Origin of the sequence: Taibaiella soli (assembly GCF_003236175.1) — a bacterium.
In the GTDB taxonomy this organism is placed as follows: domain Bacteria; phylum Bacteroidota; class Bacteroidia; order Chitinophagales; family Chitinophagaceae; genus QKTW01.
Genome location: NZ_QKTW01000003.1, coordinates 92160 through 104989, shown reverse-complemented (window position 1 = coordinate 104989; position 12830 = coordinate 92160). Strand labels below are relative to the sequence as shown.

Here is a 12830-nt window from a genome sequence, read left to right as displayed (position 1 = left end):
CATTGTATTTTTACTATTGGAGCATCACACAGTAATCCCAGGAATAATCGCCTGTGAGATAAGAAAGCAATACCAGTCCTACGCCTGTAGAACCTTCCAGCAAGCTTGGCTTGGCGATAAAGCCATCTTCTTTGGTATACATGGTGTATCCGCCCAGGCCTTCACCCGGAACCGCTGCAGCAACTGTCTGGCCTATCCAGTAGTCGGCAGCATTTTTAAATTCGGTGCAAGGATGAATCTGATTTGCTTTCATAAATAAATAAGCAATTCCTGCAGAGCCATGGCAAAAACAAGCGTCTTTGAGCGTAGTATCGTCGGAAGCAGTCATTTCGCTGCACTGTCTGATAATCGTTACGGCCCAGTTGGTGATTTCTTCATCGTGAAACAGCCGACCGTATTGCAACAGAATGTAGGCGGTGCTAAGATCGCTGTAACACCAGGCCAGCCGGCCACCATTTTTGAGAGGTTCCCCGGCGACGACTTCGTATCCGAACGTATATTTACCTGCTGTATTTACCTGAGATTTTAAAAAAGTTACGATGTTGGCAGCCAGCATACGCGCCTTATCTGTGGCGATATTTGCGGTATAACATTCCAGGCTGTATTTTAAAATAGAAGCCAGGCCGTGAGCCAGGCCAAGATCAACGATATCAGGTTCCTGAACATAAGTTTTAAAATCAAATGAACAGCTCATATTGGAAACACCATCGTTGTTAGCAAGCAGCGTGGTAAGGATTTTTTCATTCAGGGTTTCTTTTCCCTCAACAGAAGGAAAAACAAGACCTCTGGCTACGCCGATGGCGCCAAAAAGCGCATCATAATTTCCTCTGGCCATTTCATAAAGACATAAACCGGCCAGTGCTTCATGATCGATACAAATATCGGCCAGCTGCGCTTCGTCGATCAAGTCCAGGCGGTGACAAAGGAAGTGAAATAACCAGTGAACACCGGCTTTACCATAACAGAAATTGGGACTTGGACTGTCAAAAGAATACTGAACCAGGTCATTAATATCCTGCTCGAACTTTTCGTATTCGGTATTAAAATGCGTAGCGTACAGGGTTTTAAACAAGACCATGCCGCCACCGTCCCCGATCAGAGCCGCACCAGTGAGTGGATGAGCATCCAGATCAGCGTTTATATGCGCAAGAATTTGCCGGATATTTTCAGTCATAAGAGTTTTATAGCAACTGTTTCAAAAAATATGTCTGTGTCTGCACCAACGTCTGAAAAGAGAAATAACGGCTATAATTGAATAATTATAGCCGTTCCATTTTATTGACCAATGCAGATGCAATCGCTGTCAACTACTGGTTTATCGCTATATTGTACTGGCGGCGGTACGCTTTTGCAGCAGCCGATCAGGCTCCATAAGATACCACCACCTTTAATTTCATCCATCTGTTGACTCGTCAGATTTGAAATTTTCTCTTTGTGCAATTGCAGCTTAGCCGCATCTACTTTCACTTTTTTCATTGCTTTTATTTTTTTAGCAATTATGTTATTTGTCGCCATAACTGCGCTGCCATTTGTTTCGTGTACAGGCACGGTTGCTGTTTGCATTTATAAGCGTCGCCCATTACAGCTGGCGGCTGGCATTATTGCGCGCGCTTACATTCCACTGCAAATCGTTACATGCTGCAAAGGAAATTCAGGAACACTTCATGCCCGGTTTGATCATGAGACCATTTCGCAATTGAACGTCGATCGAGCATAAGCTTTCCGTCGTTGGCAACTGCACCCGCAAATATTTTGGCAATGTAGCCGACTCTTTTTTCTCAGTTGCCAGATTTATGTGAATCGCCTTTTTGCAGGGACTAATCAGCTTTTTTACCGTCGGCAGGTCTTCGCTCCCGCATATAACGGCTCTGAAAATGCGGTGTATGAGTGTCTTTGAGATAGAAGATGCCATCGCAGACATCGCTTAACCGGTAATTGCATTTATAGATATTCGTATCCCAATAACAGCGTTTAAATTGTTTTGACCACAACGATGCATCTATAATTGGGGAAAAGAATTGATTTTCGTTACCCGCAGCCATATATTGATGCACCGTTTCAGACGATGCAATTTTTGTCTTATTCAGCGCTGTTCCATCGTTCAGTATATGCCGGTTTGTCTTCAGCAGAAATACGGCAGATTCATCCATAAATGATTTAGACAAATAAGTTCCGATAGTAGCTTTTACTTCCGTTATCGGATCATGCAATGTCTGCTTTAAAACGTGCCCGTCATGCGCCCACACAATAATTTTCCAGTCAGCGAATACACTATCAGCCAGATAAGTCAGATTGCGCGCCATCATTTCATTTCTTGACCGGGAATAGTCCGCCATCGCTATCGAAACTTCTATTTCCCACGGCCGGTTTAGTACAACCAGTCGATCAATTTTTTCGTTTACGGTATTTGCAACCGGAAGGTTTTCTAAAAGCCGTTTGTAGTCAGCCAATAGCTGTTTACAATCCGATGTATAGTTTTTGAAAGCGGCCAGGCTATCTTCTTTGGGCGCTATCGTCGCCTTTTTCGTAAGTGTGTACAAGGACCCCCTCTTCTTAATTAGACTAAAGCGGATCGCATCCAACTGCAACAATCGATTATTAAAACTATCGCTCCAAAAATGACTTGATTGAAAATGACGAAAAAACGAGGTCTTCTGATAGTCTTCATAAAAATCATCCAGATGCTGCGGGTCTATTCCCCCAATCAGAAAAGAATGTCCGGGCTGGGAAGGTATCAGCAAATCCTCAGTCTCCGCATTTATCCAAAGTGGAAAAATTTTGGTGCTGCTATCAGGCCATAAAAAACTATTCATATTATCTCTAAAACCGTAGAATGCGGCATCCACAGCCGATTCGAACAATAATAGCACCCGTGGTTCTCTGGCCCGGTAGTTATTAATAATCTGGGTTTTCAGCTGGTTAAACTCTGCAACCTTGTGATCTTCTTCGCCCAAAAAAACAACTCGCTTTTGGTCTGCTATCTGATAAAAATAGTTGCTGTTTTTGATCTGCCCGATATCCATCTGTTCTGTTTGTGTGGTACTGCTGTCTATTGTGTTTCCAAAAGAATAACCAGCACCGGCAAGCAACAGCAGCAATACAGTAAAATGTTTAATTGACATAGTTTTCAAATTCATGGTATTTGCGATCGTTGAACAGTCTAATTAAGTCCGCACTGCTTAATTTTTATTCGTGCATATACTTATCCAGAAAATGGGAAGTATGCGTGTCCTTGATATAAAAAATACCATCGCAAAGTTCCGCTGGCCTATAATGACACGCGTGTGTGTATCGTTCCCAGTAATAGCGTTTAAATTGTTTTGACCACAGCGATTTATCTGTCAGGTAAGAAAAAAAACAGCTCTCGTTGCCCGCCGCCAGATACTGATGAATTGTAGCAGAGCTGGCAATGCCCATTTTTTCTATCCTTTCGCCATTGTTTTTAATATGGCAATTGGTATTAAAAAGAAATACTGTAGACTGGTCCATAACCGATTTAGGCAAGTAAACGCATATGGACTGCTTCACCCGCTCATCCTGATCTCTTTTCATTACATGTAGATCATGGGCCCAGACGATAATTTTCCAGCCAGCAAATACGCTATCGGCCAGATAGTTCAGGTTAGCCGCCATCATCTTATTTCTAAGTGCATCATAAATAAGCGGATTGAGTGAGACCTCGATGTCCCAAGGAAGGTTTTGAACAAGCACCCTGTCAATCTGCTCATTTGCGGTATGTCCTTGCGGAAGGCGCTTGACTAGCTGGCCATAATCGAGCAGCAATCTGTTGCAATCGGAAATAAAGTTTTGAAATGCACTGGAGCTTGAGTCCTTCGCTTTCCAATTTTCGTCCAAAACTATGGATCGCTGGCGCTGCAATACAAAACGTATAGAATCGAGGTACAACAACCGATTGTTTAAGCTGTCATTCCAAAAATGGTTTGTTTTAAAATGCTTGTAGAAAGGCGTTTGCTGATAGGTCTTGTAAAAAACGGAACTGTTATCCTGGGGATCTATTCCGCCAATTAAAAAAGAATGTCCTTCGGCCGGTTCCTTCAAAAGATCCAGGTTTTCTGTATTATCCCAGATTGGCATAATCTTGGGCGTACTGTCGGCCCATTGAAAATTTGCGGCGCCATTTCTGAAACCTAAAAATGCTGCGTCTATATAAGATTCAAAAAGTAAAACCACCCGCTCGTTCTTTTCTTTATAGGAACTGACGATCTGGGTTTTCAACTGATTAAATTCCGAGATTTTGTGGTCTTCCTCCCCTAAAAAAATAATCCGTTTACCATCAGCAATCTCATAAAAATACTCAAGATTCTTGACGCTGCGCATATCGAAACTCTTTTCCTGAAAAGCGCTGTCAGACTCTTTTCCAGAAGAAATATAAGCGAACGAAACAAAGGCTAATAATGCAGTAAAATACCGAAACAGCATAACAGGCAATTAATAAAAAACAAAAAACAACGGCTATAACTAAATGATAGCCGTTGCATGTTGACTCTGAAATATGGTAAAAATTATAGCTTATTTATTTACGCTACAGTTCATCCACAATCTAATTCTTCGGTGTACAAATACATTGGCTATCGTCGTACGTTCGAGATGTTTGAGGTGGTTCCACTACACTTTGGCAACAACCAATTAAACTCCATAAAATACCACCGCCTTTAATTTCATTCATTTGTTCATTTGTCAAATTGGAAACTTTGTCCTTGTGCAATTGCAGTTTGGCTACATTCAGTTCTACTTTTTTCATTGCTGATTCACTTAAAGCGATTCTGTTTTCCTGTCGCAATAAAACCGCGCTGTCATTTATACCGTGTACAGGCACGTCTGCTGTTTGCACTTGTAAGTCGCCCATTACAGCCGGCGACTGGCATTTCGCAGTTACTTTAGTACCTTCACCGATAGTTACATGCTGCAAAAAGGTATGTCAGTAACCACTTCATACCCGGTTTGGCCGCAAGACTAAACCGCAGTTTTAGGATTTCCGGTCGGTAGTACAGTTGTTATAAATGTACTACTCCGGCATCCTAAAGATTTAAACCGCTGCAACTAAACGGTACAGATACAATAACTATCTCTTCTAATAGTAGACGGACTTGGATCAGGCGTAGGATCAGGCTCTACTGTGCTTTTACAGCAGCCAATAAGACTCCACAAAGTGCCACCACCTTTAACCTCATTCATCTGTTCACTTGTCAGATTTAAAATTTTTTCTTTGTGCAGCTTCAATTTCGCCGCATCAATTTTTGTTTTCTTCATTGCTCTATTTTTTAGCAATTGTGCCCCGATAATCGTCAGAGGCTACGCTGTCATTTACGCCGTGTACAGGCACGGTTGCTGTTTGCATTTTTGAGCGCCGCCCATTGCAGCCGGCGACTGGCATTCGACATCTGCATCAACGTCCATCACAATATAGTTACACGCTGCAAAGGCATATCAGCATATATATCCTGCCCGGTTTGATCTTAGACCACCCGCTCATAACGTTTTTCCGAATGTAGCAGGCATTTTCAATTTCCCCAGACGTTTTATGTCAATCTGCTTTTAACAGGGATTAATCACTAGTTTAGCTACCACCGAGCGTATGTTTGCGAACCATCTCCCAGAGTTTTGTTTTATAGCTTTCTCCGACATTTATTACATCCTTAACATCGTTTAACTCTATACAGTTGTTTTCTATTTTCACGATTGCTGCAATGGAAACGATAAAGGATCTATGCACCCGCACAAAACGATCGTTTGGCAATGCAGCTTCCAGCTCTTTTAGCGTTAAGTAAGCCATCGTCTTTTTCCCTTCATGATAAATGCCAACGTAGTTCTGAAGCCCTTCGACGTGCGTGATCTTGTCGATGGCAATTTTCACCACACTGTTCTTTATACCGGTCTTGACATAAAAAAAACCTGTTACAGACGACGCTTCACTTTTTGTTCTTTTTATAAACCCACGCGCTTTTAACGCTGCCTTTAAAAATCGCGTATACGATATCGGCTTCAGCAAATAGTCGATCGCACCAATTTCATAGCTATTCAGCGCACAATCAGGACAACCGGTGGTAAATATTATCTCGCATTGATCGACAACTAATTTCGCCAGTTCAAGCCCGGAAATACCAGGCATGTCAATATCGAGGAACAACAAATCCATAGCACCATCAGACGCAAGTTTTAAAACCTCCGTGATGCTAGTCGTTGCAGCTATTAATGAGAATTGACCATGCCGTTGGATATGTTGTGTCAACACATCCAATGCATGCTCCTCATCATCTAAGATGACGCAGCGGATCATATAGCTATCGTTTTACAACAGGCAATGAAACCGTAATAAAATATTGCTGTTCATCTTCGACAACGGTCATCCGGTAGCCGTTATTTCCAAAGGTATCTTTGAGCTGAGACGCCACATAGGCAAGGCCAACACTCGTAGTTTTTTCCGCTATGCTACGCCGCTTTTTATTGGTAGATGCATAACAGATAGTGTTGTCGTCAGATTGTTTAATAGACACCTTTGCCGGATAATTACCATCTGAGAGATCTCCATGTTTCAGGATATTCTCCACCAGTGTAATAAAGAGAAATGGAATTGTTTTGAGATTGTTGTCAAATATGTCAAAATCGGTTTCCAGATAAAGCTTGTCGCTAAACCGGAATCGGGCTAAGTCAAGAACATTGTGAATGTGATCTAACTCTTCATTCAAAATAGCTAATCCTTCAGCATCATGCTTTCGCAAAGAATAATGCATGATTTCCGATAGCTTCATGATGCCGTCAGCTAATTCATCGGATAACCGTAATGATTTTGCATAGAAAAAATTGAGAGTGTTGTACAGGAAATGCGGCGTTATCTGACTCCGGAGTAGCGCGCTTTCTGATTCTGATTGTCTTCGTTTTCTCCCTGGCAGTTCTGAGACATGCTCATTTAATGATTTGTTGGGTAACTGCCGTAACGATTCAAAAGGTCTTTGTTGCATAAGGTATAGCGAAAAATTGAGGGTCTAAACTAGTTCTGCGAAAATCAGGGTTGGTGTTCCGCAGGGAGCAAATATAGAGCAAAATTAATTCGTTGTGCCATTCCCTTTCCGGCCTCAAATTAAAGGCTTCAAATTGCCACATACAAATTCAGCCCTACAGCGTACGCACAAGGCAAACATCACCCTCGCCCCGAAGGACGTGAATCGCTACAACCTATAATCTGTTATTATTCCCCTCTGTCAGAAGTGCATATCAATTACACTTTGCAACGGAATCACTGTTCCGCCTTTCAATTGCATGAATCTTTCGTCTACATACCAAACTGTCGTTTCAACGGTGCGTGGCCCGTTGGTGGTTTCAAAAGTAATCGCTGTTTTTCCTTTGAAGGAATTTCCCAACCGCACTGCATACCCAAGTTCTCTTAACCAGGTTTGAGTTTTATCAATAAAAGCAGGTACTAATTTATAGGTAGGAATTTCTTCTTTTGAAATGAGTGTTGCCATCGTAAAAAACATTTTAAGAGCACACTGAATTTACCAAAATAGGAGGTTCTAAACAAAAAACTGCCTATCAATTTTCATGACAGGCAGTTGTGAAAAATAGATCAGAGACCTATAAATTGTCATTATTTTATATCTAGCGGTACCGAAACCGTTATACTGAAGCTTCGCCCCATATTAAAGATGCCTTGACGGCCTGTTACATAGTTAATATCTGCGTAGCGCAAACGGCTTAAATGATTCTGATAAGCCACGTCGGTCAGGTTTTGCGCAGCCAGCGTGAGTGTAAACAAAGTGTTTTGTTTTTTACCTACGAAATCCATTCCAACACCAGCATTCAGCAATGTATAACCCGGCGAAGCGGTCTCTGTATTGTAAGCGGTGAACACATTATTCTGTGCAAAGTTGATATCGACGCCCACTTTAGCATACACATTGCGCAGGAAGCTACCCATTTTCTTTTGCTGCGCGCGCAGCTCTATCAGCCATCTCGCGGCCGGAATGTATGGCAGATTATGAGTACTGTCGGTGTTGTTGCTGGTTACACCGCGTACATAAGAAAACGTATTTTCCAGATGCAGCCAGTCAAACGGATGCGGATGCAGATCTACGTACAATTCGCCACCATAAAGCGTTGCATTGGTTTGATCGTAGATGAATGCGGGATAACCCTGATCATTGTTTTGTTCCGGAATAGAATCTTTACCCGATGCATTCAGCAGTTTGCGGATGTAAATAAAATTCTGGATATGGTTATAAAACACTGCGCCGTTTATTTGCACGTGATCAGAGCTCCAGTTGATCCCGATATCGCCCTGAAAGCTGGTTTCAGGCTTCAGCCCAAGATTACCGTATTCATAGCGGATGGTTCCCTCATGCACACCATTTGCTGAAAGCTCTGCAATATTTGGTGCACGGAAACCGCTCGCGAAATTGAATTTCAAAATTGTTTTTTCGGTCAATGCATAACTTGCGCCGAGACTTCCGGAGATGTTGGAAAAACTTGTGTTGAACTGCTGAAAACGTTGTTCACCGCCAGCTACAGGACCACTAGTTCTTTCACCACTAGAATCAGTATACAGTGCATCGCTGGTAATCTTGCGGTAATTGTAACGTAAACCACCAGACACAGACCAGCGTTTCCAATCTTTTTTTGCAATTGCATACCCACCGATATCAAACAAATTATAGTCTGGAATTAAAAACTCGTTGCCTTTGTTTTCGTTATGCTGCACCATGCCATTTATACCTGAAGTAACCTGCCAGCCTTTCCAAACGGGAAAGAAATATTTGAGGTCATAACTGTAAGTTTTCAACAAAAATGATAAACCCGGTGTTGTCGGATTTAAAACGTCTTCAAATTCTTTGCGTGAATTCTGTTGATAACCCAATGTCAAACCAATACGGCCGCCGTTGTTGAAATACAAATTATTTGCCCAGACTAATTTCTGGTGGTTGATCTGCTGCGATGGCGTAGCACGACTGTAAGAGCGACCGTCATCGTCTGTAACAATTGCTTCTCCCGGCACGCCGTTATCGTCTACTGCTTTGATAAATTTCCCTGTTGCACTATCACGCTCACCTTCTGAAATACCCAGAATCTGATTAAATGAGGTAAAGCTCAATTTCGATGAACCCCATTTTTTATTCATCCCAATCGTTGCACCAAAGTTGTTATTGTGATAACGTGAATCAAACACATAACCGTCGTAAGGATTTTTATAATCATGCGCCCGTTTACCTGTGTAGTAACCATTCCAGACGATGCCATTATTGTTGCCGCCGAGCTGTGCGTGAATCGCTTCTTGTCCGTTATTGGTCTGATAATTTGCAGTTACATTGCCACGAATTTTCCCTTCAGGTAATGGATCATCAGAAATGATATTAATCACACCAGCCAACGCGTCTGATCCATAGGCCAGGGAAGCCGGACCTTTCAGCACTTCAATACGCGAAACATTATAATCATCGATCTCAATACCATGTTCATCTCCCCACTGTTGCCCTTCCTGACGAACGCCGTCATTGAGTGTTATAATACGGTTGTATCCCAGACCGCGAATAATTGGTTTAGAAACCGCAGGACCTGTCGTTAACTGGCTGACACCGGGCAATTTGGTGATGGCATCGATGATATTCGTAGAGATGTTTTCCTGCAATTGTTTCATACGGATGCTCTGGATCGGCGTCACGCTTTTGCGTTCTTCCGTCGCCAGACTAGTTCCTGTAATCACAACTTCATTGCGTTCTAATACGGTTTCTTTCAGTTTAAAATCATGAGTTGTAACACCGCTTATAGTCACCGCTTCGGTGATATTCGCATAACTCAGCATGCGCACTTCCACCAGATATTTTCCCTGCGGAATATTTGAGATAACATAATCTCCATTACTGTCAGCGGTAGCACCAACATGCAGATCCGGAATAGAAATAACAGCGCCCGTGAGCGGTACATTCTGTTCGTCAGTAATTTTTCCCTTTAATTTTCCGGCATTAATATTACCTGCACTGGCTGTAAATATAGTAAGGCAAAGCAGGCCGCATAAAAGCAGCAGGCTTCTCAATTGATATAGCATAGTCTGTTTTGAAAATGTTGTACGATAAAGCACACGTATCCATTGATACCTGTGAAAAGTATTATTTCAGCAAAAGGCTATACTACCGGTGGCCCCCGGAGTGAGGTCCGTACAATTTTGCGCTGTACAAAATGTACTTGCACGGCGTCTTGTTGTGTGATAAAAACCGGTGCTATAAAAGAAATCCGTGGAATATGAATGGCACCGTCAAAAGGCATTAACTGAAAACTCAGGAAATCACAGTGATGGTGTTTGTTTTCGAACGCCAATCCATGCGGATGTTTGTGATCAACCGTATCCTGGTGATGCGCGAACGAGTGCACGAACTCCATGGGCGTCGTCCCGAACATCAGGATGATCGCCAGCCATGTAGAAAATACAATATGTGCAATTCGTTTACCCACCTTATATTGCGGTCTGAGTTTTTGCAAAGATATTATTGTCAATCAATTAAAAAACGTGAGAATGGGGGGATTTTACAAAAAGTTAAAACTAACCACTACTATCTGTTTGTCTTTTGCTTTAGCGCAAAATGCTTCCGCACAAAGGCTTAGCACTTATAACGACATTGGTTGGTACAATGTATTTGGCACCTTCAATATCAGTAAACATATTTCGATTATCCCGGAATTTCAGTGGCGCCGCAACAATATCATTACAGACTGGCAACAATTACTGGCACGCGCTGGTGTGCAATACCATTTCGATAAAGGTGGCACCGCAGCAATTTTGTATTGCTTTACCATGTCTTATCCAATCGGTGATTATCCCTGGGGACCATATCCGTTTCCGGAACACCGCATTACGGAGCAAGTTGGATTTACCGGCACCACAGGCATTTTCAATTTCAGTCACAGACTTCGTCTGGAACAGCGCTGGCTGGGACAAATCAACCAGAAAGGCGAAAGTGGAAAAGTGGAAAGCTGGATGTATCTGAACCGTGCACGTTACCAACTACGCACCGATGTGGCAATCAATCGCAAGAAAATCGAGGATAAGACATTTTATGTAGCGGCCTTTGATGAGATATTAATAGGCTTCGGAAAAAATGTAAATCAGAACGTGTTTGACCAAAACCGTCTTGGTTTGTTGGCAGGCTACCGGATGAATAAAAATTTCCGCTTCGAAGCGGGTTATCTGAATCAGATCGTACAACAACCGGCACCCGTAAACGGCCATCCGGTATATCAGTATAATCAGGGTCCGATTGTGAATCTTTATGTTACTAAGTAAGAGAATGTGACGAATGTGATTAAATGTGGTTAATGTGTTGCCAGTATTATAATTATACCGATGAAAAAATGTAAGTAATGTGATAAATGTTACCAACATTATAATAGAGGAAAAGGGTCGACGCTAATCGACCCTTTTCTATTTCCAAATTCCTAATTCTAAAATTTGAGCTGTTCAGAAATGCGTCCGACAGATTTATCACATTCACCACATTCAAAAAGCACATTCCCTACATTAATTACCGTATTAATTCGATAATCCCCGCAATTCCCTGTCCGCCACCAACGCAGGCAGTAATCATGCCATAACGTTTATTAAGGCGTTCGAGGTCATGAAGATTCTGAATAGTCAATTTGGCGCCGGTACACCCTAACGGATGACCCAAAGAAATAGCGCCACCGTTGATGTTTACTTTTTCCATATCGATACCCAGTTCGCGAATCACAGCTAAAGATTGTGAGGCGAAAGCTTCATTGAGTTCAATCAGATCAATATCGCTCAGGTTCATACCAGTTTGCTTCAGTACTTTCGGCACGGCCGCTATCGGACCAACACCCATAATGCGCGGATCCACTCCGGCACTGGCGCAACCTACTACTCTGCCCCATGGTTTTAATCCGAGCTGATTCATCAGACGTTCACTCATAACAATTGCAAAAGCGGCGCCGTCTGATGTTTGTGAAGAATTACCCGCCGTTACCGAACCACCTGCAGCAAATACCGCAGGTAATTTCGCCAATGCTTCTACAGAAGTATCTGCACGCGGCCCTTCATCTGTATCCACAACAAACGCACGTTCTTTTCTTTTGCCTTTTTCATCCACGTAAATTTCCTTTACGGTGATGGGCATGATCCCTGATTTAAAATAACCTTCTTTAATTGCGTTTAAAGCGCGCTGGTGCGAACGATAAGCAAATGCATCCTGATCTTCCCGCGATACTTTAAAATCACCGGCAACTTGCTCTGCTGTAAGCCCCATGCTGAGGTAATAATCGCCGTTATCCTGCTGGAACTGATAATTAGGCATCGTACGCCAGCCCGCAGTTGGCACCAGACTCATACTTTCGGTACCGCCTGCGATAATACAATCTGCCTGGCCTGCCTGGATTCTCGCTGAGGCAATCGCAATTGCATCAAAACCAGAAGCGCAGTAACGGTTAATGGTTACACCGGCTGCATGTTGCCCTACCGCTTTATTTGCGATAATACGGCCAACCTGTAATCCCTGTTCCGCCTCCGGCACTGCCGTGCCCACAATCACATCGTCGACCTGTTTGGGGTCCAGCTGTGGCAAAGATGCCAGCAATCCTTTGATAACGTCTACAGCCAGATCATCCGGGCGATAAAAGCGAAAGCCTCCGCGTTTTGATTTTCCGACAGCTGTACGGTATCCTGCAATTATATAAGCGGCCTGCATGGTATAAGTTTGATTACTCTCTAAAGTTAGGAAATGCAATCAAATATCGAAAGCTGATTTCGATTGTTTTCGCAGTGTGCATAGTCAAAATATATAGCTCATTTTTCCCTTGTATCTTCATGG

13 protein-coding genes are annotated in these 12830 nt (G+C 42.7%); 1 reads left to right on the top strand and 12 read right to left on the bottom strand.

Annotation, left to right across the window (positions count from 1 at the left end):
- Positions 1-13: 13 nt before the first annotated feature.
- The 11 genes from DN068_RS02285 to DN068_RS02235 form a co-directional block, all read right to left on the bottom strand.
- Positions 14-1174, bottom strand: a complete 1161-nt coding sequence (locus DN068_RS02285) for a lanthionine synthetase LanC family protein (protein ID WP_110997266.1) — start codon at positions 1172-1174, stop codon at positions 14-16.
- 101 nt (positions 1175-1275) lie between these two features.
- Positions 1276-1563 carry a class I lanthipeptide gene (locus DN068_RS02280; RefSeq protein ID WP_110997265.1) on the bottom strand — a complete coding sequence of 96 codons (288 nt, stop codon included), beginning with the start codon at positions 1561-1563 and terminating at the stop codon, positions 1276-1278.
- 254 nt (positions 1564-1817) lie between these two features.
- Positions 1818-3122 carry an erythromycin esterase family protein gene (locus tag DN068_RS02275; protein WP_165836256.1) on the bottom strand — a complete coding sequence of 435 codons (1305 nt, stop codon included), beginning with the start codon at positions 3120-3122 and terminating at the stop codon, positions 1818-1820.
- A 64-nt stretch (positions 3123-3186) separates the two neighbouring features.
- A complete protein-coding gene (locus DN068_RS02270) occupies positions 3187-4440 on the bottom strand; it encodes an erythromycin esterase family protein (RefSeq protein WP_110997263.1) in 1254 nt (417 codons plus the stop codon).
- A gap of 121 nt (positions 4441-4561) precedes the next feature.
- The gene (locus tag DN068_RS02265; RefSeq protein WP_110997262.1) at positions 4562-4930 is read right to left on the bottom strand and encodes a class I lanthipeptide; all 369 of its coding nucleotides are present in this window, start codon (positions 4928-4930) and stop codon (positions 4562-4564) included.
- A 131-nt stretch (positions 4931-5061) separates the two neighbouring features.
- On the bottom strand, positions 5062-5271 hold the full coding sequence (locus tag DN068_RS02260) for a class I lanthipeptide (protein ID WP_110997261.1): 210 nt from the start codon (positions 5269-5271) through the stop codon (positions 5062-5064).
- A 307-nt stretch (positions 5272-5578) separates the two neighbouring features.
- Positions 5579-6298, bottom strand: a complete 720-nt coding sequence (locus DN068_RS02255) for a LytR/AlgR family response regulator transcription factor (protein ID WP_110997260.1) — start codon at positions 6296-6298, stop codon at positions 5579-5581.
- A gap of 4 nt (positions 6299-6302) precedes the next feature.
- Positions 6303-6980 carry a sensor histidine kinase gene (locus DN068_RS02250; RefSeq protein ID WP_110997259.1) on the bottom strand — a complete coding sequence of 226 codons (678 nt, stop codon included), beginning with the start codon at positions 6978-6980 and terminating at the stop codon, positions 6303-6305.
- A 240-nt stretch (positions 6981-7220) separates the two neighbouring features.
- Entirely contained in the window at positions 7221-7484 is a 264-nt protein-coding gene (locus tag DN068_RS02245; RefSeq protein WP_207798834.1) for a hypothetical protein, read from the bottom strand.
- Between the two features lie 122 nt (positions 7485-7606).
- Complete coding sequence (locus DN068_RS02240; RefSeq protein WP_207798833.1) at positions 7607-10057, bottom strand: TonB-dependent receptor; 2451 nt, start codon at positions 10055-10057, stop codon at positions 7607-7609.
- A 77-nt stretch (positions 10058-10134) separates the two neighbouring features.
- Positions 10135-10488 carry a hypothetical protein gene (locus tag DN068_RS02235; RefSeq protein WP_165836255.1) on the bottom strand — a complete coding sequence of 118 codons (354 nt, stop codon included), beginning with the start codon at positions 10486-10488 and terminating at the stop codon, positions 10135-10137.
- A 34-nt stretch (positions 10489-10522) separates the two neighbouring features.
- Here DN068_RS02235 and DN068_RS02230 point away from each other — a divergent pair, with 34 nt between their 5' ends.
- On the top strand, positions 10523-11290 hold the full coding sequence (locus DN068_RS02230; protein ID WP_165836254.1) for a DUF2490 domain-containing protein: 768 nt from the start codon (positions 10523-10525) through the stop codon (positions 11288-11290).
- Positions 11291-11528: 238 nt separating this feature from the next.
- Here the strand turns inward: DN068_RS02230 and DN068_RS02225 are convergent, their stop codons facing one another.
- Entirely contained in the window at positions 11529-12707 is a 1179-nt protein-coding gene (locus DN068_RS02225; protein ID WP_110997255.1) for a thiolase family protein, read from the bottom strand.
- Positions 12708-12830 lie beyond the last annotated feature (123 nt).

Bases quoted from the DNA above. Each gene is read 5' to 3' on its own strand.
- DN068_RS02285 (WP_110997266.1), bottom strand. From the start codon at position 1,174: ATGACTGAAAATATCCGGCAAATTCTTGCGCATATAAACGCTGATCTG.
- DN068_RS02280 (WP_110997265.1), bottom strand. From the start codon at position 1,563: ATGCAAACAGCAACCGTGCCTGTACACGAAACAAATGGCAGCGCAGTT.
- DN068_RS02275 (WP_165836256.1), bottom strand. From the start codon at position 3,122: ATGTCAATTAAACATTTTACTGTATTGCTGCTGTTGCTTGCCGGTGCT.
- DN068_RS02270 (WP_110997263.1), bottom strand. From the start codon at position 4,440: ATGCTGTTTCGGTATTTTACTGCATTATTAGCCTTTGTTTCGTTCGCT.
- DN068_RS02260 (WP_110997261.1), bottom strand. From the start codon at position 5,271: ATGAAGAAAACAAAAATTGATGCGGCGAAATTGAAGCTGCACAAAGAA.
- DN068_RS02255 (WP_110997260.1), bottom strand. From the start codon at position 6,298: ATGATCCGCTGCGTCATCTTAGATGATGAGGAGCATGCATTGGATGTG.
- DN068_RS02250 (WP_110997259.1), bottom strand. From the start codon at position 6,980: ATGCAACAAAGACCTTTTGAATCGTTACGGCAGTTACCCAACAAATCA.
- DN068_RS02245 (WP_207798834.1), bottom strand. From the start codon at position 7,484: ATGGCAACACTCATTTCAAAAGAAGAAATTCCTACCTATAAATTAGTA.
- DN068_RS02240 (WP_207798833.1), bottom strand. From the start codon at position 10,057: ATGCTATATCAATTGAGAAGCCTGCTGCTTTTATGCGGCCTGCTTTGC.
- DN068_RS02230 (WP_165836254.1), top strand. From the start codon at position 10,523: ATGGGGGGATTTTACAAAAAGTTAAAACTAACCACTACTATCTGTTTG.
- DN068_RS02225 (WP_110997255.1), bottom strand. From the start codon at position 12,707: ATGCAGGCCGCTTATATAATTGCAGGATACCGTACAGCTGTCGGAAAA.